The 23,120-nt window shown below is 40.8% G+C and carries 18 protein-coding genes; 5 read left to right on the top strand and 13 right to left on the bottom strand.

What is annotated here, in order from left to right; genetic code table 11:
* Positions 1-24: 24 nt before the first annotated feature.
* Together BW976_RS03765 and BW976_RS03760 are read right to left on the bottom strand one after the other, a co-directional pair.
* Positions 25-315, bottom strand: a complete 291-nt coding sequence (locus tag BW976_RS03765) for a YXWGXW repeat-containing protein (RefSeq protein WP_076370479.1) — start codon at positions 313-315, stop codon at positions 25-27.
* A 53-nt stretch (positions 316-368) separates the two neighbouring features.
* Entirely contained in the window at positions 369-1,274 is a 906-nt protein-coding gene (locus BW976_RS03760; RefSeq protein WP_076370477.1) for a 3-hydroxyacyl-CoA dehydrogenase family protein, read from the bottom strand.
* Between the two features lie 336 nt (positions 1,275-1,610).
* Between BW976_RS03760 and BW976_RS03755 the strand changes: the two genes are divergently transcribed.
* A complete protein-coding gene (locus BW976_RS03755) occupies positions 1,611-4,682 on the top strand; it encodes a SusC/RagA family TonB-linked outer membrane protein (protein WP_076370475.1) in 3,072 nt (1,023 codons plus the stop codon).
* A gap of 11 nt (positions 4,683-4,693) precedes the next feature.
* Positions 4,694-6,100 carry a RagB/SusD family nutrient uptake outer membrane protein gene (locus BW976_RS03750; protein ID WP_076370473.1) on the top strand — a complete coding sequence of 469 codons (1,407 nt, stop codon included), beginning with the start codon at positions 4,694-4,696 and terminating at the stop codon, positions 6,098-6,100.
* A 53-nt stretch (positions 6,101-6,153) separates the two neighbouring features.
* Here the strand turns inward: BW976_RS03750 and bioD are convergent, their stop codons facing one another.
* The 3 genes from bioD to BW976_RS03735 form a co-directional block, all read right to left on the bottom strand.
* The gene (gene bioD, locus BW976_RS03745) at positions 6,154-6,771 is read right to left on the bottom strand and encodes a dethiobiotin synthase (RefSeq protein ID WP_076370471.1); all 618 of its coding nucleotides are present in this window, start codon (positions 6,769-6,771) and stop codon (positions 6,154-6,156) included.
* Positions 6,764-7,891, bottom strand: coding sequence for an aminotransferase class I/II-fold pyridoxal phosphate-dependent enzyme (locus BW976_RS03740; protein WP_076370469.1), 1,128 nt, complete (start codon positions 7,889-7,891; stop codon positions 6,764-6,766). The genes bioD and BW976_RS03740 overlap by 8 nt, the downstream gene beginning before the upstream one ends.
* Before the next feature lie 146 nt (positions 7,892-8,037).
* The gene (locus tag BW976_RS03735) at positions 8,038-8,595 is read right to left on the bottom strand and encodes a hypothetical protein (RefSeq protein WP_076370467.1); all 558 of its coding nucleotides are present in this window, start codon (positions 8,593-8,595) and stop codon (positions 8,038-8,040) included.
* A 222-nt stretch (positions 8,596-8,817) separates the two neighbouring features.
* Between BW976_RS03735 and tssD the strand changes: the two genes are divergently transcribed.
* Positions 8,818-9,216: a type VI secretion system tube protein TssD gene (gene tssD / locus BW976_RS03730; RefSeq protein WP_076370682.1), complete on the top strand. Its 399-nt coding sequence runs from the start codon at positions 8,818-8,820 to the stop codon at positions 9,214-9,216.
* Positions 9,217-9,455: 239 nt separating this feature from the next.
* On the opposite strand, the gene BW976_RS03725 is transcribed toward tssD, so the two are convergent.
* Positions 9,456-9,830, bottom strand: coding sequence for a hypothetical protein (locus BW976_RS03725; RefSeq protein ID WP_076370465.1), 375 nt, complete (start codon positions 9,828-9,830; stop codon positions 9,456-9,458).
* A 74-nt stretch (positions 9,831-9,904) separates the two neighbouring features.
* Complete coding sequence (locus BW976_RS03720; RefSeq protein WP_076370680.1) at positions 9,905-10,681, bottom strand: XRE family transcriptional regulator; 777 nt, start codon at positions 10,679-10,681, stop codon at positions 9,905-9,907.
* Between the two features lie 86 nt (positions 10,682-10,767).
* Between BW976_RS03720 and BW976_RS03715 the strand changes: the two genes are divergently transcribed.
* On the top strand, positions 10,768-11,124 hold the full coding sequence (locus BW976_RS03715; protein ID WP_076370463.1) for a GIY-YIG nuclease family protein: 357 nt from the start codon (positions 10,768-10,770) through the stop codon (positions 11,122-11,124).
* On the opposite strand, the gene msrB is transcribed toward BW976_RS03715, so the two are convergent.
* The 4 genes from msrB to BW976_RS03695 all read right to left on the bottom strand — a co-directional run bounded on the left by msrB (position 11,114) and on the right by BW976_RS03695 (position 18,182).
* Complete coding sequence (gene msrB, locus BW976_RS03710) at positions 11,114-11,590, bottom strand: peptide-methionine (R)-S-oxide reductase MsrB (protein ID WP_084192050.1); 477 nt, start codon at positions 11,588-11,590, stop codon at positions 11,114-11,116. The genes BW976_RS03715 and msrB overlap by 11 nt on opposite strands.
* A gap of 153 nt (positions 11,591-11,743) precedes the next feature.
* Positions 11,744-12,346 (bottom strand): fasciclin domain-containing protein, encoded by a 603-nt coding sequence (locus BW976_RS03705; protein ID WP_076370461.1) that lies wholly within the window; start codon positions 12,344-12,346, stop codon positions 11,744-11,746.
* 119 nt (positions 12,347-12,465) lie between these two features.
* A complete protein-coding gene (locus BW976_RS03700) occupies positions 12,466-15,681 on the bottom strand; it encodes a DPP IV N-terminal domain-containing protein (protein WP_084192049.1) in 3,216 nt (1,071 codons plus the stop codon).
* A 164-nt stretch (positions 15,682-15,845) separates the two neighbouring features.
* Positions 15,846-18,182: a penicillin-binding protein 1A gene (locus BW976_RS03695; protein WP_076370459.1), complete on the bottom strand. Its 2,337-nt coding sequence runs from the start codon at positions 18,180-18,182 to the stop codon at positions 15,846-15,848.
* 280 nt (positions 18,183-18,462) lie between these two features.
* Here BW976_RS03695 and BW976_RS03690 point away from each other — a divergent pair, with 280 nt between their 5' ends.
* Positions 18,463-19,341, top strand: a complete 879-nt coding sequence (locus BW976_RS03690) for a polyphosphate kinase 2 family protein (RefSeq protein WP_076370457.1) — start codon at positions 18,463-18,465, stop codon at positions 19,339-19,341.
* 69 nt (positions 19,342-19,410) lie between these two features.
* Here BW976_RS03690 and BW976_RS03685 read toward each other — a convergent pair whose 3' ends face one another.
* Both BW976_RS03685 and BW976_RS03680 read right to left on the bottom strand, forming a co-directional pair.
* A complete protein-coding gene (locus BW976_RS03685; RefSeq protein WP_076370455.1) occupies positions 19,411-19,776 on the bottom strand; it encodes a magnetosome magnetite crystal formation protein family in 366 nt (121 codons plus the stop codon).
* Positions 19,777-20,125: 349 nt separating this feature from the next.
* Positions 20,126-22,729 (bottom strand): GH92 family glycosyl hydrolase, encoded by a 2,604-nt coding sequence (locus BW976_RS03680; protein WP_076370453.1) that lies wholly within the window; start codon positions 22,727-22,729, stop codon positions 20,126-20,128.
* Positions 22,730-23,120 lie beyond the last annotated feature (391 nt).

The raw sequence follows: 23,120 nt of genomic DNA, 5'->3' as shown, positions 1-23,120 counted from the left end.
TACGCACATCTACCCATCAGCAGCCTACCTCCAATATCCCCTGTGCCACGCATAGCCGCGGTGAGCTGGGTGCCAGTAACCCTGTACATATACCCGGCCAGGGCGAGGATGAGCATAGTAGCCATTTATATAAGCGTATCTTCCGCCACGCCAAGCCCACTCACCTGGAACCCAATAGGCACCTTGATATGGAGCAACAGGACGTACATATACGGGTTCAGCAGGGCGTTCAGCCACGTAATAATCAGCAGCGCATGAGCTGAACAAGGTGCCGGTTAAGGCTAGTAATAATCCTATTTTCGCTATCTTTTTCATCTGTAAAGTGTTTTAATTAAAAATGCTTACAAATTTATAGACGCTCTATATAGCTATAAGTTTAATGAATTTTTGGTGAATTTGTCGGCCACTATCAATTCTTTACTGCCTTGGGTATATTTATAAAAGCCATTTCCTGATTTTGCACCCAAATGGCCGGCTGTTACCATATTCACCAATAACGGACAAGGCGCATATTTTTGATTGCCAAAACCATCGTACAATACCTTTAAAATAGCCAGGCAAACATCAAGTCCAATAAAATCAGCCAGTTGTAATGGCCCCATAGGGTGGGCCATGCCTAATTTCATCACAGTATCAATCTCTTCAACACCGGCAACTCCTTCATAAAGCGTATAAACAGCTTCATTGATCATCGGCATCAGGATCCGGTTGGCAACAAAACCAGGGTAGTCATTCACTTCAACCGGATCTTTACCCAATGTTTTGGATAATTGCATTACGGTTTGGGTAACATGATCAGTAGTAGCATAACCCCTGATCACTTCTATCAGCTTCATTACCGGAACGGGGTTCATGAAGTGCATTCCTATCACATTTCCCGGGTTTTTAGTAACTGCGGCAATTTGTGTGATGGATATGGAAGATGTATTGGAAGCCAAGATCACTTTATCATCACAAATATCACTAAGCTGCTTGAATAACTTCAATTTAATTTCCCGGTTCTCAGTAGCGGCTTCTATTACCAGGTCAGCATTTGCAACCCCCTGTTGCAGATTAGTATATATTTTAATACGACTAAGCGTATCGTTTTTTAACTGCTCATCTATTGCCCCTTTTTTTAACTGGCGATCGAGATTACTGGTGATGGTTTGTACAGCTTTATTTAAAGCACCGGGGTTAATATCAACTAATGACACTTCAAAGTTATGCTGAGCAAAAGTATGAGCAATGCCGTTGCCCATTGTTCCTGAACCTATTACGGTAATATTTTTCATGCTGATGTTAAGTGGTTATGTATTGCTGTAAAACAATGAGCTAAAGTGGAGTAAATTATTTATTTGGCAAAATTGGGATGCAACTAAATCTGGGCTTTGCTATTCGTCAACGTCTGATCTCCATTATATTAAAGAGAGATAGATCTTGATGGAATGAGTTATAAGCTTCATTTATATCACGTTATAATAGAAAAAGAATCCTTTTTAAAAGAAAATATTTTCAAATACATGGTCATTAAATTGTCAAATATGTAATTTAATGTAACAATTGCATAGTGATTGATATAAAATTCATAATTTCATCACAATTATTTTGTAAAAACTAAAACAAAAAGCATGAAGAAAAAATTACTTTTATTTTTTGTCTTAAGTATTATTTCATTGAATAGTATTTTTGCTCAAAGCAGGAAAATTACAGGAAGAGTAACGGGGGCCGATGACGGACAGCCCTTACCAGGAGTTTCTATTAAAATTCAAGGATCAGACCGCGGAACGCAGACTGATGCAGACGGCAAGTTTTCAATTGCAGGTGTTGCTGGTGAAAAATTGGTATTTACCTTTATTGGTTATACTGCGCAGGTATTAACTATTGAAGGTAATGCTAATTATTCGGTTAAATTAAAAAGCGACACTCGTTTATTAACTGAAGTGGTTGTTTCTGATGGTTATGTAACCAGGGCAAAGAAAGCTTATACGGGTGCTGCTGCAACGGTTAATGGACGTGAAAATGAAAATAAACCATTTTCAACCCCATTGCAAGCTTTGCAGGGAGAAGTTGCCGGTTTAAATATTAGCCAAAATTCAGGTCAGCCAGGTGCCAATATGCAAGTTCGTATCCGCGGTATTGGTTCAATAGGTGCAGATTCGAATCCTTTGTATGTTGTGGATGGAATGATCATCAACTCAGGTGATCTTTCCCGGTTAAGCACAACTACCAATGTTTTAGCAGGTATTAATCAAAATGATATTGAAAGCGTTACCGTTTTAAAAGATGCTTCTGCAACGGCTATTTATGGTTCCAGAGGTTCAAACGGTGTAATTGTTATTACCACTAAAAAAGGTAAATCGGGTAAAACCCAAGTTCGTTTTGATGCTGAGATGGGTTCTACTTCAAACCTTTCATTACCCGATGCAGGCAAACCTGCAACAGCCGATCAGTATCGTACATTGTTTTTAGAGGGGCTAAATAATTATAATCAAATTCCAGCCAATGCCAAAAGTCAGTTTGATGTCCCGCAAACCACAACCAGCTATGGATTAAACGGAAAAAGCAATAACTGGTATGACCTGGTTACCAAAAACGGTAAGCAACAGCAGTATAATGTTTCTTTGAATGGTGGTAATGAAATGACCAGGATATTTGCCTCAACCGGTTATTTTAAACAGGAGGCCACCACTGTCGGTTCTAATTTAAAAAGGATAACCGGTTTATTAAATATTGATCATACTATTAGTAAAAGATTTAGCTTGGGTATTGGTTTAAACTTTTCGAATGTAAATCAAAATACACCTTCAAATGGTGGTGGTTTTGCCAATCCAATTTTATCAGCCTATTTCCTTCGGCCGTTTCAATTGGCTTATAATGATGATGGATCTTTAAACTCTACTCGTACCGGAAATACCAATTTTCCAAGTGTTTATAACCCATTATATATAGCACAAAACGATAAAAAAACCGATTCCCAAACACGTGTTTTAGGAAATGCTACTTTGAAATGGAATATATGGGATGAGTTAAAATATACCAGCTATGTAAGTATTGATTACAATGTTTTGGAGGAGCGGCAATTTAATAATGCTATTATGGGCGATGGTCGTACCTCGGGTGGTCGTGGTTATGATTATTATACCCGTGCTTTTAATTGGTTAACCAGGAACCAACTATCATACCGTTGGAACGTCCCTAATATTTCTGATTTTTATGTTGATGCTAACGTTGGTTATGAAGCTCAAAAATCACGTGCATATTTTATTACTTCCAATAGCAATTTGTATCCGGCTACTCAACCACTTTTAACAAACTCCATTAATGCGTCAACACCAATAGCCGGGAATGCCAATACCTCTGATTATACTTATGATGCAGTTTTTGCTATAGTGAGCGCTAATTACAAAAATAAGTATGTGCTGAGTGGTTCATTCAGAAGAGATGGCTCATCAAGATTTGGTAGCAGCCAGGCTTTTGGAAATTTCCCTTCTGTAGGGGTAGCCTGGAATGTTGACCAGGAAAGTTTTTTTGCTGTTCAAAAGATTTTGTCATCCGCAAAACTCCGGGCGTCATATGGTTTAACGGGTAACTCAGCAGGGTTAAGCAATTATGGATGGCGTCCAACAGCGGGTTACGGTGTAAATTATGCTGGTTCTCCTGGGCAAAATTTTAATAATATTGGTAATGTTAATCTTGGATGGGAAACAGCTAAGCAATTGGACATTGGTGTTGATTTTGGATTTTTTAATGATCGTTTAACATTTGTTGTAGATTATTATAACAAGAATATTGACAAGTTGATCTTATTAAATCCCGTTTCGTTAACCACTGGATTTTCAAATATAAATCAAAACATTGGTGCAATGACCAATAAGGGGTTTGAATTTGCTGTAAAAGGAATTCCTGTAAAAACAAAAGATTTTACATGGACAACCAGTTTTAACTTATCGTTAAATAAAAACAAGGTTACGCAACTGGTTAACCATGCGCCATTCCTTAATGGTAACTTCCAGGTGCAGGAAGGCAAGCCGTTTTATACCTGGTACGCTCGTCAGTACGCTGGTGTTGATCCGGCCAACGGTGATGCTTTGTGGTATACAGATGGTACCAAAACAGCTACAACCAATGATTATACCAAAGCTCAACGTGTAGCCGGTAAACAAGCCGATCCCAAAGCTTTTGGTGGTTTTAATAATACATTCTCTTATAAAGGAATAACCTTATCTGCAGATATTTACTATAATTATGGTAACTATATCCAAGATGCATGGGCTCAGTATTTAAATGATGGTACACAATATACCTTCAATAAATATGCTTCTAACATGAACAGATGGACTACGCCTGGGCAAATTACTGATGTGCCGAAATATGTTGTAGGTGGGGTTAATAATGGTCAGTCTTCATCATTTTCAAGCCGTTTCTTGTATAAAGGTGATTATATACGGCTTAGAAACCTAACCATCGGTTATGACTTTAAAGACCTTGCCTTTTTGAAGAAGTTAGGTATCAGTAAGCTGTATCTATATGGTCGTGGAACAAACTTATGGACTAAAACATATGATAAACGTTTACCGTTTGACCCAGAGGTTGGTGCATTAGTAAACAACGCTACTACTAACCAGATTTTATATGGTGTAAGTAACCTGGAAGTTCCACAGGTTAAAACGTATACTATTGGCCTTAATGTTGGATTATAAAATTACCCGAAATGAAAATCAATAAATTTATATATGTATTAATTGCCGGTGCTGTTGTTTCAACATCCTGCAAAAAATCATTCCTTGATCAAAAGCCGCCTGCAGCAGTAAACATAGGCGATGCAATTAAAACAGAAAGTGATATGAGCGATGCCGTAAATGGTATGTTCAATGCCTCGCGCTCATCTTCATTGTTTGGCAGGGATATTCCTGTGCTGGGCGATGTATTAGCTGATAATGCCTATATCAGTAGTTCAAATTCCGGTAGGTATCTGCAAGAGAATAACTATACTTATATAGTTACGAATGCGGAGGCAAATAATATATGGTCGCAGGGCTATTATACTATTTTGCAAGCCAACAGAATAATCAACACCGCATTACCTACCAGTACAGCTGTTGGTTTGTATAAAGGCGAAGCTTATACTACAAGGGCATTAGTGTACTTACAATTGGCTAATTTTTATTCCACACCTTATACAGTTAACCCTGGTGCTGATGGTGTGCCTCTTGTTACTGGTTACCAAGGTGCTTATACAAAGCCTTCCAGGAGCAAATTAGCGGATGTATATGCCAAAATCATCAGTGATTTGGATAGTGCCTATGCAATTATGCCTCCTACGGCTACCAGCTCAGAATATATGAATAAATATGCGGCTAAAGCACTTCAAGCCCGCGCTTACTTATATAAGGGTGATTATGCTAACGCACGGGATGCAGCGTTGGAGGTTGTAAATAAAGGTGGATACACCCTGTTAACTGCTGCCGGTTTTGCTGCTTACTGGACGAATCCCGGACCTGTAACCAATAAACAGGAAACTATTTTTGAATTGGCACTTACCAATATAACTAACAATGGTACCGCTGGATTAGATTATATATATAATCCGGCTGGCTATGGCGATATATTGTCAACAGATCCGTTATATAATCTTTACTCAGCTACTGATGTTAGAAAAAGTCTGATCATTAATGGCAAGCGAAGTGGAGCGCAGGCTTACATAGTTAATAAATACAGCAATGTATCCAATCCTAACGACCGGGACGATCTGAAAATACTTCGCTATTCTGAGGTATTGCTTACTCTGGCCGAATCTTACGCCCGTTTAGGAGATATGGTGAATGCCTTAAAATATCTGAACCAATTAGTTGCACAACGCGATCCTTCATTGGTTTACGCATCAACCGGTGATCAGTTAATAAGTGATATTTTAACCGAGCGCCGTAAGGAACTTGCTTTTGAAGGTTTACGTTTCTTTGATCTTAAGCGTACCAATGTGACTATTAATCGCCCTGTTGAGGCTAATAGCGCTCCTTCAATTACTACCATTGCTACAGATAATTTCAGGAGGTTGTTACCTATTCCGCAAGCAGAAACCGATGTTAATAAGAGCATAACTCAAAACCCCAATTATTAATATTCGTGACATACACTTTATAAAAAAAGGCCTCTTGAAAAAGAGGCCTTTTTTTATAAAGTAATGTAGGCACTTCCTTCAATTATTGTTTTGGGGTTGATGTTATCAAAAGAGGGTACATGTCCCAGCTCTGTTGCTCCTGAGTAATTAAGGATAAATGTTTTCGAGTAAATATCCTTATCCCCATTAAATACAATACCCATTACTGGTATATCATATTGTTTAAGCATGCTAAGAGATAGCAGGGTATGATTAATGCTACCCAGATAATTTTGTGATACCAATATCACTTGCGCATTTAATTGTTTGATCAGGTCAATGATCAATTCATTGTCATTCAATGGTACCATTAGTCCTCCCGCACCTTCGATAACCAATTGATTATCTGTTTGTGGGGGAATGATACTTTGAATATCCATTACTATTTTGTCAATAGCAGCCGATTTGTGGGGGGAAAAGGGCTGTGTTAAACGATATGCCTCAGGGTAGAAACGGGTAGTTTTGTTTGATACGAGGCTCTGTACTTTTAAGGTGTCGCTGTTATCCAGGTCTCCGGATTGTATGGGTTTCCAATAGTCGGCTTTCAGTTTTTCTGTTACGATGGCCGAAATAATCGTTTTACCAACTCCGGTGCCTATGCCGGTAATGAATATAGGTTGTTTATCAGGCATTTATAAATTGGTTAATAATGGTGGCAAGTTTGTTTATATCACTGACGGTATTAAACGAGTGCAGGCATATTCGTATTCTTTCAGTTCCGGCTGCAACAGTTGGACTAAGTATAGCTCTAACATCAAACCCTTTATTTTGCAAAATGTTTGCCATTTCACGGGCTTTGTCGTTGCTCTTGAATACGATGCATTGAATTGAACTGTTGCTATTTAATAGTGGATACGCGCTTTCCGGGTTGATTTGTTCTTTAAACAGTTTGATGTTGTTTCTAAGATCAATTATTTCCTCTTTTACACTATTTAATAGCCTGTAAGCCATTTTTATGGAAGCCAGCTGATGAAAAGAAGCGGCGGTAGTATAAATAAATGGGCGGGCAAAATTGATCAGGTATTCTCTTAATATATCGCTGCCCAATACAATGGCTCCATGACCACCCAGCGCTTTACCAAATGTAACTAACGATGCGAATACCCTGTTTTGCAAACTAAATTCAGTTACCAGGCCCATAGGATGTAAACCTACAGCATGGGCCTCGTCAACAATTAAATGCGCGCCATATTTTTCGGTGATGTTTAATATATCCAATAATGGGGGAGTATCTCCATCCATGGAGTAAACACTTTCTATCACCACATAACAATTTCCTTTAGCCAGTTTTAGCTTTGCTTCCAGGCTTTCGGTATTGTTATGTTTAAAGCTATAGCGATTAGCGTAGCTTAACCTGGCACCATCAATGGCCGAGGCATGGATCAGTTCATCTAAAATAATGGTATCGCCCCGTTGTGCTAATGATGATAACAAACCCAGGTTGGCATCATACCCAGAATTGAAAAGAAGACCAGCCGGGTATTGGTGATGAGCAGCAATGGTTTTTTCCAGTTCTTCGGCATATTGTAAATTGCCAGATAACAACCGCGACCCAGTTGATCCATTTAAACTATGCGGATGATTTTGTACTTCCTCATCAACATGGTGTTTTAAGACTATCGATCGCGCAAAGCCGAGGTAATCATTCGAACAAAAATCAATAAGATCACTTTCTGGTTTTAACATCCGGTAAATGCCGGATGAACGTCGTTCTTCGAGTTTGCTTTCGATATATTTTTCGGCAGATGTCAAAATAGAAATGATTTGTGCAAAGGTAAAAAGTTACCGTTTACACACAGGGTGAAATCATTTATTTTTTAAGTTGATTAACTGTATTTTATCCATAACAAAAAAGGAACGGGTACCACCCATTCCCTTTTTTGCTTTTATAATTTTGTTTAAGCCGGAAGCGGGAGCTTGCAGGCTACCAGTCGCCAAGTAATTTGTGTGCGTTCCAGAAGTTCGTTAAACTTATCTCCGGCTTTGCCGCCCAGGTAGCCTGTTTTACCAAGACCGAAGGTGCCACCATCTCCTTCGCCTTTAGGGCCCGCCGGGGTGCCCTTGCCGGTATTTAATCCCAGGAAAGTGTGATACAGTAATGGAGAATCGGCAATGGTTTCAAACTCTACAATGTGGCTGTTGGTATCGCTAAAATAACTACTGGCATAATCAAAGTTAGTGGCAATACCTCCATAGCTTTCGCCGCCTAATAATACATCTCTTCTTTTCAGGTGTAAAAAATCACTTTGCGACATGCACCTATACCACTGTTTTGCCTCGTTGACATCTTTCCCGGTGGTTTGTTTAGGTGGTACGTTGCTTTTAAATTGAATGCTGTTGTTGTTATGGTGTACATATTCTAATCGGCCTCTTCTAATGAGGTAAATTTCATGTTCAAATTTATTAGCGCTTTTGGCTATCAGCTTATCAATAGCTTCTTTGGGGGTAAGCTTCATTTGATTTAAATTTTGGTTAATATTGAGTGCGTAAACACCGTTGTTTTTAAATAGATGGTAGGCAAAAATATATATTGTTAGTTAAATTGTAGCAATAGTTAATAAAAATAACTTAATAAATATTTTTATTCTTTCGTAAACAATATTTGCCTTTATTTGTGGTTTAGGAGTTAAGTGCCGAAAGCCGGTACTTTATTTAAAATAACCCCTAAGTTTAACTTTATGGCTTTCAAAGCAAGATTAAATTTTTCGGGCAGGGATTATGATGTACTCACCTGTTCTTACGCGCTTGACCGCGATGTTGATTCTAAAGGACGCCCTTCCTCGGGTGTTTACGGCGGAAAAATTGAAGTTGAGATAGAATCAACTGAAGACACCTCCATTATTGAAACAATGGTAAACAGCCAGTTTAAATCTTTTAAAGGTACCCTGCTGATCAAAAAATCAGAAGAAGATGCCAAAATGAAGGAACTTACTTTTGAAGACAGCTACATTATAGCCTACGATGAAGGAATAAATATAGTTGGAGAGGTGCCGATGAGTATGAGATTCGTAATTTCGGCCAGGACACTTAAAGTTGGCGACGCCGAGCACATCAATGACTGGCCGGGCAAAAACTAAAAATACCAAACAAATTATTTTTTGCTTACTATTAATTGTTAAAAGTTACAATATAACGAGGATATCTATCATTGGTAACAAACCAATAACCTTGAACTTTGTGGTATCTGAGTGCAAGTTAGCTATTGGTAACATCGTCTATGAAAACAACTGGCCTAAATAAGCCGCATGGTTTACGCATAAAAAACAAAGGCTACCTTGTAAAAAGACAGCCTTTGCTTTTTATAAGCGGAGCACTGTTAGTTCTGTGAGCCTCCTCCGCCGCCACCTTGTCTCATTCTGCTCATTCTTTCTTTCATCCAGGCATCATAAGCAGTGGTTTGTTCCGGAGTTAAAACTGCTTTGATCTTATCATTAGTTGCTTTCATCATCGGTGCCATAGCGCTTCTCATCGCATCTCTGTCGCCATTAGCAGCTGTTCTTACGCTATCCATTTTGGTAGCCTGTTCTTTATATATGGCGGTTACTTTAGTGGTCTGATCGTCAGAAAGCTTTAGCTGTGTTTGCAGATCTTTAGCCCTGTCTTCCGGACTTTTTCTCATACCGCCACCTTGTGCACGGCTTACCGCTGAAATCCCGATCAGGAAACAGCACATTAACAACAATTTTTTCATAGCTTTTTAATTTATTACGTTTTATAATCTTAGGATAAAGATATATCGTAAAGGTTTAAATAAGCCGATGTAACTTAATTGTTGCTTTGTTGTAAATTGGATATGGAGCGCTGCATTTGAGCCATCATACTGGTGAGGCTTTCCATGGTAGGCTCGGGGGTGGGTTGTGGCAGCTGTGTGGAGATATAGCCTTTTGCTTTCCATATTTCCAGTACATCCTCGCCATTTATTTCGTAAGGCTCGTAAACGGGATTATCAGATATCAGTTTGAGCTTTTTGTTTTCTTTAAATTTATTGCCAACGCGTTTATATACTACGCCATCGTTTTTGGATATCACAACATAAGTTTCGCCGCTTTTAATATCAGCCCAGTTTTCCAGGTATTCGCCTATAATAATATCGCCCGACAATATAGGCAGCATCGAGTCGCCTTTTATTTCAAAAGCACGATAGGTGCCTTGCTTAAACATGGGTAGATAAAATTTAGGCAACTGGGATACATATTCCGGATCGGCATAGCCATTCAGATAGCCCGCGCTTGCTTTAAGCGGTACCATTTCAATATTTTCGTTATCCTCTTTATCAACAGAGATACTTAGTATGCGCAGGTTGGCAGGATTGCCTTTGGGCTTGGGAGCCCACTTTTCATCGATGCTCTCATTGATGAAATCATCAATAGTAATGTCAAAAAATATTGCTAAAGTTTTTAGTAGTTCGTATTTCGGTTCGGCTCTTTCTTCTTCATATGCGCCTACTAATGAACGTTTTATACCTAACTGGTCGGCAAATTGTTGCTGGGTTAAACCCTTCTTTTTGCGGAGAAACTTAATATTTTGTGAAATTATTGACATAAAATTTGCATTTGCTAAAATTATTAGTAATTTTATGCTCATAAAGTTAGTAATAAATATTGGTTCACCAAAATTTTTATCATAAAATGAAACGTTTTGTATATATCATCACCGACAGAAACAGGAAAAATCTTCACGTGGGTTTATGCTCAGATCTTGTAAAAACACTGCAATTTTATAGCGATATGCCCACTTTGTTTTTCGACAGCGCGCAGCAGCTTAACCGTTTGGTTTATTTTGAAGAGATTAACACCGAAGAGCAGGCTATGGAACGTTTTAAAGTAGTAAGCACCTACACACGCCCGCAAAAAGAAAAAATGATCAGACCTGTTAATCCTGACTGGGTAGATCTGACCATTGGTTTAAAATATGAAAGTGGTTTACGGGTACGCCCGCAATTGCGCCCATCTGTAAATGCTAATCGCCGGGCGGTTACTTTTTAATAAATTTTAAAGCGCCTGAGTTCATACAATATCTTTTGCCTCCGCGGTTGGCGGGGCCATCATCAAAAACATGACCCAGGTGTAAACCGGTACTTTTTTCAATGACCTCATCGCGGCTCATGCCATAGCTGTCATCATGCACAATGGTCACTTTTTTGGAGTCGACGGGTTTAACAAAGCTTGGCCAGCCTGTACCGCTGTCAAATTTATCGTCGGAGCTAAATAATACTTCGCCGGTAGCGGCACTTACATAAACACCCTTTTGGTGGTTGTTCCAGTAGTCGTTTTTATAAGGCGGTTCTGTTCCACTCTCAACCATAATATGGTATTGGTTGGGCGTTAATGTTTTTTTCCACTCTTCTGCCGGTTTGCTCAGCTTTCTTTTGGCATCCTGCCCACTGCTGTTCTGGCAGCCGAATGCGGTTACAACAAATAATATCGCTATTACTAAAATCGATCTTTTCATTTTGAGGTATTTAGTCAATATAAATAACACGATGAGTTATTAAGCCCACCTGTGCTTTTGTATGCTTAGTCGCCAATAGCAACTAAACCTTACAATTTATTATATCTTAAATACGTAGTGTTGTTTTAGACAGATTGTCACCTACTTGTATTATTATACAGCCTTTGCTTTGGGCAGCAATACTTTGCTGATGATATGCACTACACCGTTGCTTTGTGCAATATCAGACCGGCTAATGATACATTGGCCACCTGTTTCATCCTCCAATATAATATTGTTATCACCGTCAGTTTTAGCAATGAGTTTACCTCCGCTAATGGTAGTTAAAGTGGTTGAGCCTTTATGTTTATTGATCCGCTTGTGTAACTCTTTGGTACTAAATTTCCCTGCGATAGCGTGATATGCCAATATATGGGTTAATTCCCAAACATGTGCGGGTTTAAAAAGTGTATCGAGCTTACCGGGAGGTAAACTTTCAAATGCTTCGTTAGCAGGTACAAATATGGTAATGGGGCCTTTGCTTTCATAGGTTTCGGCTAAATTAGCCGAATTAACAAATTTATAAAATATGGACAGATCCTTATCGGCGGCTATATTTTGTATAATATCATTGGCTGGTAGCATGCTGTCGCCAGCAGTACTTTTCATCGAACCTAGTGCCGGCACATTGCCAACGGGGTCGGTATCAGCTGCCTGGGCAAGTACGGCGAAGCTACACATCATCAGAGCCAAACTCAACAACAGTATTTTTTTCATTTCAGGCTGCAAATATAAACAGATATTATTTCATAACTATTTTGAACCGTTTAGGTTTTAAATAAAAAAAGCGGCTTTGGGGCCGCTTTTGCTTTTATTACTTTTATATGATCATTATCTTACCAGCCAGGCGTAAATCCTAAACCAAATAATGGTTTTTTAACATCGGTACGGTTAAACGGAACGGCCAGGTAAGGCTCCAATACAAAGGCTCCAAATATGTTGATCCTTAATGATATACCTGCGCTTAGTGCCGGAACCCTGCCGTATACCGGCTGGGTAACCGGTTGTCCGTTTACTATGGAAGGTGTACCATCGTCATTAAGCACAGGTTTTTCACCAATTACAGGTGGGTTTTTCTGGAAATAAATATGATCGCCGGCGTTCCATGCTAAACCAGCATCGAAAAATAAGTTAAGATCGGTAAACAGGAACTTTGATTTGATCTGGGCCAACTTCTCCGGACCGGTAAAAGGCAAACGTACCTCGAAGTTAAATACTGCGATGCGGCTGCCCGATAACTGATCAATACTGAAGCCATTGGTGCCCGCTTTGCCATTATTGTAAAAAGTTTGTCCTTCGTAACCACGTATGTAAAACGGGTAACCCACGTACAAAGGATACAGTCCGGTGGCATCGCCACCAAAACGTCCGTAACCGTAAAAGCGGGCTGCAAAGGTAACAGGTTCAACCCGTACATATTTTCGAAGATCGATAGTTGGTGCAAAGAAATGGTAGGTGCCAAAATTGTATTCGGCTTCCAGGCGGTACCTGAATCCATTGAGTGGCGAGGTAACACCAAAGAACGAATTGTCGCCAACTAAAGCTGTTGATACGTTGAAAAGCGAGTATGATTTTAAGCTGGTACCAATGAGCTTGCTTTCATCATCGTTAGCTATCTTTTTCTTGTCAGATGTTAAGTAGTTCTGGGTGATGGTTTTGCTTTTATCAGCATTTACAGTAGTATCCAATGCATAGTAATCGGCGTAGCGATCAACCCGGTAGGAGTTATACGAGGCGCCGGCTCCAACCTCAAAACGCGTAGTTTTGGAAATAGGGTAGGAGGTAAATACCCTGGCAGCATCTTCAAAATTGCGTATGATATCGATATTATTTGAGAGAACAGTCTCATTTTTGCCACTCACAGTTTTTGTTGGGAAAGTTTGTGATTGTACACCAAACTGGTAAGGGATATGCGATATACCGAAGCCGAGGTTCCACCGGCCGGTTTGGTTTACATAAGTTATCGCCGCCCCGGAGTCATATATTTGCCCGTTAACTGAGGCTGCCGCGAATATCTGGTTGCGCCCCAGTATATCACTGAACACGCCTTGTATACCGCTTGACAAACTTGTGCCATAAAAACTACTTACGCCGATTCCGATACCACTACCAGCCAGATAGTCTAGCTTAAATTTAGGTTTATAGCCAATGTTGATAACCGAATCTGCCGGTATTTTTTTATAAGCCAGATAATTATTCAAATTGGAGTTGATCAGATCTACGCCAACAGCACGGGCCGGTGGCAGTATACCTGCGCTAAAGTTTACATCGGTAGCCTGCAAAGTAACCGGTTTAAAATCTGATGCCTTTGCGTTATAAATGGAATACTTTTGGGCGCGATAGTAGGAGTAAATCACATCATCATGAGTAGAGATACTCAAAGCCGGTGAATATTCTGTAATGCCACATATACCTGTAAACAGATCGGTCATTTGCTCAATTTTGCCACTGCCAGGAGTGTAGCGATACATGTTGCGGAAACCATCGCGGTTTGATAAAAAGTAGATTTGTGAACCATCGGCAGAGTATTGCGGGTTGAGGTTGTTCGCACCGTTAAATATTTTGATGTCGGTTGTTTTGCCCGTGGCCAGATCAAGCTCGGCCAGGTTAAAGGGAATATCCTGTTCTAACGACTGATCATAAGTGGTTCTGTCGCTCGAGAAGATGATCTTTTTACCATCCCTGGAATAACTTGGCTGGTAATCAGAATATTTATCGTTAGTCAACTGAGTGACTTTTTGGGTATCGAAGTTATACGAATACAAGTCGCCCTGGCCTTCTGATAAGCCCTGGAAAACAATATCCTTACCGGTGGGCGACCAGGATAGGTTACTAAACTGCTCGGCTTTCCCCATCGAAACGTCATTCAGTGTGTTACCGCTGGCTACATCCACCACAATCATCCGGTTTCGACCCTTGCTGAAAACGCTGAAGGCAAAGCGCTTACCATCCGGCGACCACGCGCCCGCTGATTCTATAAAGTTAAACTCATCAATATGAGTGTTGGATACCTTGCTCGTAAGCTTTCGTAAGATGCGCCCCGTATGGGCATCGGCAAGATAAAGGTCAATAGAGAATAAACTTTTCGCAGACAGAAAAGCCACATAATTGCCATCGGGACTTACCGCTGGCGCCACTACCAGATCACCCCCAGTTTTGCTGTCGATTAGTTTCATACCAACTGGTTTTTGAACTGTATCTTTTAAAAAAGGTTTATAGGTATTCTCGATGGAGGTCTTCCACAAACGGGATAAGGTCTTGTCATCATACCCAAAGCTACGCCTGATGCCATAATTAAGACCGTAGCGCGCTGTATTTTTGAAGAAGGGCACAATTACCGTATCGCCATAGGTGGAGCCCAGGAACGACCAGAAAGCCTCACCATATCGGTAAGGGAAATACTTATTGCTTTCTGTAAGATCACGTACCGAGGGGATATCATGGTTCAGATAGGCATCGCGCATCCACATTGCTGTGTATGTATCTTTTTTACCTAAGGACAAGTATTCGGCCATACCCTCAATCATCCACAGTGGGATGTTGTTGATCTCCTCAAAACTATCGCCTTCACCAGCCTGCAGCGCCCGGTACTGAAATGCGTGTACCAATTCGTGCCCGATAACATGGCGGGTGGTTTGGTTGGTTTCCATCACCGGCATCACCACCCGGTTCTTCAGGCCTTCGGTAACACCGCCGGTACCCACACCAATTTCGCCATCAATGGCTGTAGTTTGCTGAAAATCGGGATGATTGGCATATAGGATGATGGGGTTCGCGGTTTTAAATGTGTCTTTAAAAACTTGTTGATGTAAAGTATACCACAATTCGCTTTCCTGTGCGAAGCGTTTTACCATACTATCATTTTTTAAGTAATAGTAAATTTCAAAATGCGGGGTTTTGTAAACTTTAAACTTGAGGTTTTTATAACGCACCTTATTTTGCCCAAAATACTGGGCATGGGCACCAGTACTTATCAATAAAGAACCTATAATACAAAGGAGTACAAAAGTGAACTTTTTGGCCTTATTTGATAAGGGGTAGTGTTTATTCATAACTTAACTAATAGATGACATGGCTAATTTAATGAAAAGCATCAAGACTCAAGATATCAGAATAAAGAGTCAAGATGAGTGCAAAACAGTTCATTACAAAATTACTTGTTTAAGTGCAACACCAACCTTTTATTCCTGACTCTTGATTCTAATATCTTGACTCCCTATTTATTACCCGGTGGCGTATTTTCTGGATTTTCAGGTGTAGTAGTTGGTGTTGCCGGTACAGGTAATACGTGCGTTGTATCAATAGGGTTGCTTGTACTGTCAACCGCTGCCGTATCGGCCACTATTCTTGGTGATGGACAATTGTACTCCTTGGTGATTTTTACCCATGGTTTCGGGAATGATCCATAGGTGTAGCCTGATTTTGGATCGGCATAAACTTTTTCCATAAAACGGCCAAATATAGGGAGCGCGGTATGTGATCCTTCACCAGTCTCGGAAGTAGTGAAGTGCACGCTGCGATCATCGGCGCCAACCCATATACCGGTTACCAGGTCTTTGGTGATGCCCATGTACCAGCCATCAACATAGTCAGATGATGTACCGGTTTTACCGCCTATTTGGTTATCCTTTTTCCACAAGCCAGGGTATTCCCACAAAGCTTGTGAAGTACCTCCTGGTTCTTCCATACCACCGCGGAACATATATAACATGAGCCAGGCCGTTTCCTCGCTGATCACACGTTCTGTTTTTAAGGTGAATTCTTTCAATACGCTTCCGTCCTGATCCTCAATTCGGGTTACCAGAATTGGGTCCAGTTTTTCGCCTTTGTTCAGGAAGGTGCTGTAAGCCCTCACCATTTCAAAAACCGAAACATCGTTTGAACCTAATGATACCGATGGTACAGCCTTAAGTGGACTTTCGATACCGCATTTATGAGCGTATTCAACAATTTTATCCCAGCCCACTTTTTCTGTCAGCTGTGCAGTGATGGAGTTTACCGATTTACCCATGGCCCAGCGTAACGACATTTCGCGGTACGAGAACTTGAAGTCGGCATTGTTAGGCTGCCAAACTTCGTCCTTGCCATTGTCTTTATATTTAATGGTTACGGGTTTGTCTGTGAATTTATCGCAGGGTGTAAAGCCATTGTCCAGCGCGGTTAAATAAGCGAAAGGCTTAAAGGTTGAACCCGCCTGGCGGCGTGCCTGGTTTACGTGATCGTAATTAAAAAAGCGATGATCGATACCGCCTATCCATACCTTTATTTTACCTGTTGATGGCTCCAGCGTCATCATACCGGTATTGAGGATCTTCGCGTAATATTTAATCGAGTCGATGGTTGAGAAGGTAGTATCCTTTTCGCCATTCCAGGTAAAAACGGTCATCCGTTTTTTCTGTTTAAAATACTGCTGAATTTGAACAGTGTCGCCCTTGTATTTCTTCTCCAGTAAACTGAATATAGGCAAGCGCTGTTCGTTTTTCAGGATAAAATCTTTGATCTCTACGCCCTTAGAGTCGCGCCATGGGTTTTTATTACCCCACAGGTTGTTGAAGCGCTTTTGAAGCATCTTCATTTTTTCGGCAACAGCTTCTTCCGCATACCGTTGCAAACGCGAGTCGATGGTTGTGTAAATCTTTAAGCCATCCTCATACAGGTTATAGCCATTATCCTTACACCATTTATCCAGCCATTTTTCTACCGCGCGGCGCAAGTAGGAGTCCCCATGTGAATCTTCTTCCACATAGCTCAAATCAAGTTTTATAGGCGCTTTGAAACTGGTATCGTAACCAGTTTTGGTCAGATAGCCATATTTCTGCATTTGGCTTAAAACCGTATTACGGCGCTCCAGGGCACGGTCAGGGTTTTTAATAGGATTGTAACTCGAGGTTGCTTTAAGCATCCCAATAAGCAGGGCGGCTTCTGCAGGCGTAACCTTATCCGGTGTTTTATTAAAATATTTTAACGAAGCAGTTTTAATGCCGAAAGAGTTATTGCCAAAAGGTACCGTATTTAAGTACAGCGTAAGTATTTGCTCCTTATTATAAACATGCTCAATTTTAAAGGCGGTGAGCCATTCCTTACACTTATAAACAATGGTACGGATAAAAGGAACGTGTTTAATAAATCCCTGCGATTTGCGTTTCCGGGTCTCGAACAGGTTTTTGGCCAGCTGCTGTGTAATGGTACTGCCGCCGCGGCGTTCGCCTTTAGCGGTAGATAGCATACTGGTAAAAAACGAATAGAAATCGACACCGTTATGCTTGTAAAAGCGTACGTCCTCAGTAGCTATTAAGGCGTTGATGAGGTTGGGAGAGATGTTTTTGAGCTCCACAGGTGAGCGGTTCTCTTTATAGTATTGGCCAATCAGCTTACCATCAGCTGTATACACTTCAGAGCCAACAGACATTACAGGGTTTTTAATATCCTGCATATCAGGTGAGTAGCCTGAAAGCCAGAGGAAATTGAGTTCGATACAACAAAAAAAGATGATGACGAAGTAAATAAATATGGCGAAATATCTAAGAAATCGGTTTCGTATACGTCGGAACATTGGGTAAAGATGTAAAATAATGACACTAAATCATAGTATCAAACAAATATTAATATATACAGTTTACATAAAAGTTACAGTACACCCATCACCAACCTGTTTGTAAGCATAAGGCATTAAATTTTCAGTACCTTAAAACCGTATTCATATAGGCTCGGTCAAATTTAAATTGACCTTTATGGGTATGGATATTTATAAATTTAAATAAACAGTATCGTTAACAACGCAATTTTAACATCTAAATTTTAAGTTGACAAAACTGTAAAGCAATTTTTTTAATATGAGTAACATAATTAACAAATTTAAGATCGACAACGGTAAGGGCTTTTCGCTTAAAGATCATGATTCCGCCTATGCCGATGGTTTTGAAAAAGACGATGCCAAAGATGTGCTCACCGCGCTGATAGCAGAAACCTCCGACCTGCAAACCGAGCTTTACGCGGCCAATAAATATGCGCTGCTGATTATTTTTCAGGCAATGGACGCAGCCGGTAAGGATAGCGCCATAGCACATACCTTATCGGGACTAAACCCCCAGGGTTGCCAGGTATATAGTTTTAAACAACCCAGTACCGAAGATTATCAGCACGATTTTTTATGGCGCCATTATAAAACCCTGCCCGAACGTGGACGTATCGGTATCCATAACCGGTCGCACTATGAAAATGTGCTCATCACCAAAGTACACCCAGAGCTGATATTAAAAGAAAAATTGCCCGACATCAACAATGTAAAAGATATCGATTCCAAATTTTGGAACAAACGTTATCAAAGTATTCGGGCTTTTGAAGAGCATCTTACCATTAATGGAACGGTAATCATTAAGTTTTTTCTGAATGTATCAAAGGACGAACAAAAAGCACGTTTTTTACAACGGATAGACGACCCAAAAAAGAATTGGAAATTTTCTGCATCGGATATCGAAGAGCGTAAGCGCTGGGACGATTATATGACTGCTTACCAAAAGGCCATCCAGGAAACCGCTACTAAAGATTGCCCCTGGTATGTGATCCCGGCTGATAAAAAATGGTTTACCCGTATAGCCATCTCCAACGTTATCCTGCAAACCTTAAAAGACCTGAAACTAAAATATCCGGTACTTCCCAAAGAGGAAAAGGACAGGTTGGATGAATGTAAAAAGATGCTGGTGAAGGAGTGAAGAAGAGTAAAAAAGGGTGTCATGCTTCGACGGGCTCAGCATGACACCCCCCTGTTCTTCAGAAATATTTTATATACTCGAGAACATCGATTGTGCTCTTTCACCGATAAGTGGAATAGGTTTACTTTCGCCGTTAATAGCACCAATAAAGCCTATTACCCATAAAACAAATAATCCAACGCGCACTATCCAGAAAATGGTTATACCAATGGTATATCCTCCCGAGAAAAATATAGCTGCGAAAATGGCTCCGGCAGCGTAATAAATGATCATGGAAGCAATATGAAATAATAGGGTTTGTCTTAACTGATAGCTTGCCTGCGCGGTTTTATTATCCTTATACATAGCGAAATAAGCGATTAGCCAACCGATGATAAAAAAGTAACTTACAATTCCTGCTGTTTTGCCGTCGTCTTTTGATGGGATGTCGTTCATGGGGTTAGGTGATTAATGATTTAGATTTATTATCAATTATTAATTAAAGCTAACTATATTTTGTCACCAAATGTTTTATTTTTTTGTAAATCATGGTTTTCGGGGATGCCATGGAGCTTCTGTGGCTCTGAGAGGTGTCGTAAATAGTATATCCGTTGTTTGTATACTCACAAATAACCTGGTGGGTGACCGTCTGTGAGGACACAGACGATGGGGAGAAAAAACTAATGTCATTTCGAACGAGGTACGAGGAGAAATCTTATACATGGGATATGCCTCGTATAAGATTTCTCCTTCCAGTCGAAACAGTGTTATGTTGTAGGAAATAAAAAAACATCTGTTACTTCCCTTAATTTCCCTTCACAAAACTGGCCTCATCAACAAAGCTGCTTTTACCATTGACGATAGCCACAGCCTTAACGGTTGTACTGGCAGAAATGATTATCGGGGCGCTGTATAATATTGAACCGGCTGTAGGTGCCGATCCATCAAGCGTGTAATATATTTTAGCATCGGTATCAGCACTTTTAATCTGGATGCTGAAAGGTTGTTTAAATGTTTTGGATGGCGCAATGATGTACGGATTGGTCACGATGGGGTTATCGGTGATGGTGGATACCGGTTTCTCCAGGTCCTGCAGAAATAGTTTGTTGGATAACCGGCCGGTAAATACTTCAAACTCGCCGCCATCGGCCATGTCGCTGTAATTTAAGTACAATTTATTATATGATTTTTTGGCAAGGTTCATCCCCTGCAAATAGGTATTGGCCCTGCTGATACCTGCGCCCGGGTTGGTAATAACGAATTTTTTGCCATTCTCGAGGTAAACCGTAGCCTTATCAAACTGGGGGATACCCACCATAAACTGGTTTTGCCCTGGCGCGATGTTATAAATACCCAAGGAGCTCATCACATACCAGGCCGACATCTGCCCGCAATCTTCATTACCCGCCAGGCCATCCGGTTTTTCGCTGTATTCCTCACGCAGGATGCGGTCGATGTAGAACTGGGTTTTATCGGGCGAATCGGTAAAGTTATACAGGTAGGCCATGTGATGACTTGGCTCGTTTCCGTGTGCATATTGGCCAATCAAACCTGCCACATCGGGGGGAGCATTCCCGCTTAATTTCGATTCGGTAGTGAACAACTCATCCAGTTTAGCTTCAAAAGCTTGTTTGCCGCCCATACGGGTTATCAGGCCATCCACATCTTGCGGTACCAGGAACGAATACTGCCAGGAATTACCTTCGGTATAATTACGGTTGATATCGGTAGGGTTAAAAGGAGCGAACCAGCCACCGTTAATACGGGCCTGCATAAACCCGTTCTGATTGTTATATACGTTTTTCCAGTATTGGGCGCGTTGTATGTATTCGGTATAGTCCTGGGTTTTATCCAGCATTTTGGCCATTTGGGCAATGCACCAATCGTCATAAGCATACTCCAGGGTTTTTGAAACAGATGCCGGTTGGCTATCGGCCTGTACAGCGCCATTTTTACGGTAATTATCCAAGCCAAACTGGTCGCGGTTTACGGCGGCTTTCATCGCTGTAAAAGCTTCGGCAGCATCAAAATCACGGATACCTTTGGCATAAGAGTCAACAATAACCGGGATGGAGTGGTTGCCGATCATACAATAGGTTTCGGTACTCGCCAACGGCCATATAGGCAGTAAACCGCCCTGTTCATACATAGCCAGGAAAGTTTTGATAAAATCACTTGTTCGTTTCCGGTCAATCAGCGTGAGCAAAGGGTTTTCGGCACGGAAGGTATCCCATAAGGAGAATACGGTGTAGTAGTTAAAACCCTGAGCGGTATGTACCTTTTGATCGAGCCCGAGATATTGCCCGTCTACATCATTATAAATGTTTGGCGCGAGCATGGCATGATACAGGGCCGTATAAAATATGGTTTGTTTAATGTGGGAATAATCGGGCACTACAGGTCGTTTCTCTTTGGGAACGCGACCATTGGCACCCCCGCTTGCTTTGAGTTCTGTTTGGGCAGCTTGTGTAGCCTGGGCAACGGTAGGGGCGCCGCCCTCTACCTGTATCTTATTCAGTTCGGCATTCCAGGTAGCTCTGGCCGCTTTTTGTGTCTTTTTAAAGTCGAAATCGGGCACTTCGGCATCCAGGTTCTTTAAGGCTCCTTCGGCACTTACCGCGGATATGCCTACTTTGGAGATCACCTCACCTGGATTATCGAATTGCAGGTACATTTTGATGTTTTTGCCTTCTGCCTTTTTCTGACCCTTCTGTAGTTGATCATCACTTGCTATACCATAAGTTTTAAATGGTTTGGAAAACTTGGCATAGAAATAAACCCGCTGACCTTTTGCCCATGACCTGGATTCGCGAAAACCACGGACTTCATGATCATTCACCACCTCTATCCAGGAATCAATTACCATATCGCGGTGCTGCAGATCAATGATGATATTGGCTTTTGGGGTACTGGGGTAATTATACCGGTGAACACCCACCCGGGTAGTTGCGGTAAGTTCTACACCTATATTATATTTATCCAGTAGTGTTTTATAGTAACCGGGTGAGGCCAGTTCGTTCTTCTTTTTAAAGCCGGATCGGTAATCCGTGTTTTTAAACTGCGGATCGCCGGTGGTGGGCATAAATAATACGTCACAATAGTCGGCAATACCTGTACCGCTTAAATGGGTATGTGAAAAGCCATATACTACCGTATCGGTAAAATGGTAACCCGAACAGCCATCCCAGCCGGTTAGGCGCGTATCCGGACTCAGCTGTACCATACCAAAAGGCAGTACAGCACCCGGGTAAGTATGCCCATGCCCGCCGGTGCCGATAAAAGGATCGACCAGTTGCGCGTAATCTTTCTCTTTTTTCTTTTCGACCTTTTGGGCCAAAGCAACGGATGCTGTAGCGAATAATAAAGTAAATGCTAAAACATTCCGGAGCACAAATTTTATAGCAGACATATAGGTAAACGCTGTTTATTATATCACGCAAATTAAAACTTAAATGTTACAATTAAAAAAGGCAGGTGAGGAGAGTAAGGATTTTTAGAATAAGGAGCAAAATGCCAGACTGCTTAGTCAAATCCTGAAAATTCTTAAATCCTGAAAACGGCGTAGCCCTCAACAGAGTTAATTCTGATTCAGACTGCTTTTTCGTATATTTGTATATACCAAGAGCCCTGGTTTTCATGAATATTGAAAGCCGGGGCTCTTTAGTTAAGGTTCGCAAGGGACAAAAAACCGACCGTTTGGTGTGTAGTTATTTGATAGTCAATTATTTAATACTTTTTAAGCCTTTTAAAACATCTCTAAAATTTGTTAAAAAGTGTTAAAATGGCGGTAAAATTTAGTT

This window comes from Mucilaginibacter lappiensis (genome assembly GCF_900155965.1).
Taxonomy (GTDB): domain Bacteria; phylum Bacteroidota; class Bacteroidia; order Sphingobacteriales; family Sphingobacteriaceae; genus Mucilaginibacter; species Mucilaginibacter lappiensis.
The sequence above is the reverse complement of the archived record's forward strand: the minus strand, read 5'-3'. Positions and strand labels throughout refer to the sequence as shown.

Coding starts and splice junctions, on each gene's coding strand:
- BW976_RS03765 (WP_076370479.1), bottom strand. CDS start 315: ATGAAAAAGATAGCGAAAATAGGATTATTACTAGCCTTAACCGGCACC.
- BW976_RS03760 (WP_076370477.1), bottom strand. CDS start 1,274: ATGAAAAATATTACCGTAATAGGTTCAGGAACAATGGGCAACGGCATT.
- BW976_RS03755 (WP_076370475.1), top strand. CDS start 1,611: ATGAAGAAAAAATTACTTTTATTTTTTGTCTTAAGTATTATTTCATTG.
- BW976_RS03750 (WP_076370473.1), top strand. CDS start 4,694: ATGAAAATCAATAAATTTATATATGTATTAATTGCCGGTGCTGTTGTT.
- bioD (WP_076370471.1), bottom strand. CDS start 6,771: ATGCCTGATAAACAACCTATATTCATTACCGGCATAGGCACCGGAGTT.
- BW976_RS03735 (WP_076370467.1), bottom strand. CDS start 8,595: ATGAAGCTTACCCCCAAAGAAGCTATTGATAAGCTGATAGCCAAAAGC.
- tssD (WP_076370682.1), top strand. CDS start 8,818: ATGGCTTTCAAAGCAAGATTAAATTTTTCGGGCAGGGATTATGATGTA.
- BW976_RS03725 (WP_076370465.1), bottom strand. CDS start 9,830: ATGAAAAAATTGTTGTTAATGTGCTGTTTCCTGATCGGGATTTCAGCG.
- BW976_RS03720 (WP_076370680.1), bottom strand. CDS start 10,681: ATGTCAATAATTTCACAAAATATTAAGTTTCTCCGCAAAAAGAAGGGT.
- BW976_RS03715 (WP_076370463.1), top strand. CDS start 10,768: ATGAAACGTTTTGTATATATCATCACCGACAGAAACAGGAAAAATCTT.
- msrB (WP_084192050.1), bottom strand. CDS start 11,590: ATGAAAAGATCGATTTTAGTAATAGCGATATTATTTGTTGTAACCGCA.
- BW976_RS03705 (WP_076370461.1), bottom strand. CDS start 12,346: ATGAAAAAAATACTGTTGTTGAGTTTGGCTCTGATGATGTGTAGCTTC.
- BW976_RS03700 (WP_084192049.1), bottom strand. CDS start 15,681: ATGAATAAACACTACCCCTTATCAAATAAGGCCAAAAAGTTCACTTTT.
- BW976_RS03695 (WP_076370459.1), bottom strand. CDS start 18,182: ATGTTCCGACGTATACGAAACCGATTTCTTAGATATTTCGCCATATTT.
- BW976_RS03690 (WP_076370457.1), top strand. CDS start 18,463: ATGAGTAACATAATTAACAAATTTAAGATCGACAACGGTAAGGGCTTT.
- BW976_RS03685 (WP_076370455.1), bottom strand. CDS start 19,776: ATGAACGACATCCCATCAAAAGACGACGGCAAAACAGCAGGAATTGTA.
- BW976_RS03680 (WP_076370453.1), bottom strand. CDS start 22,729: ATGTCTGCTATAAAATTTGTGCTCCGGAATGTTTTAGCATTTACTTTA.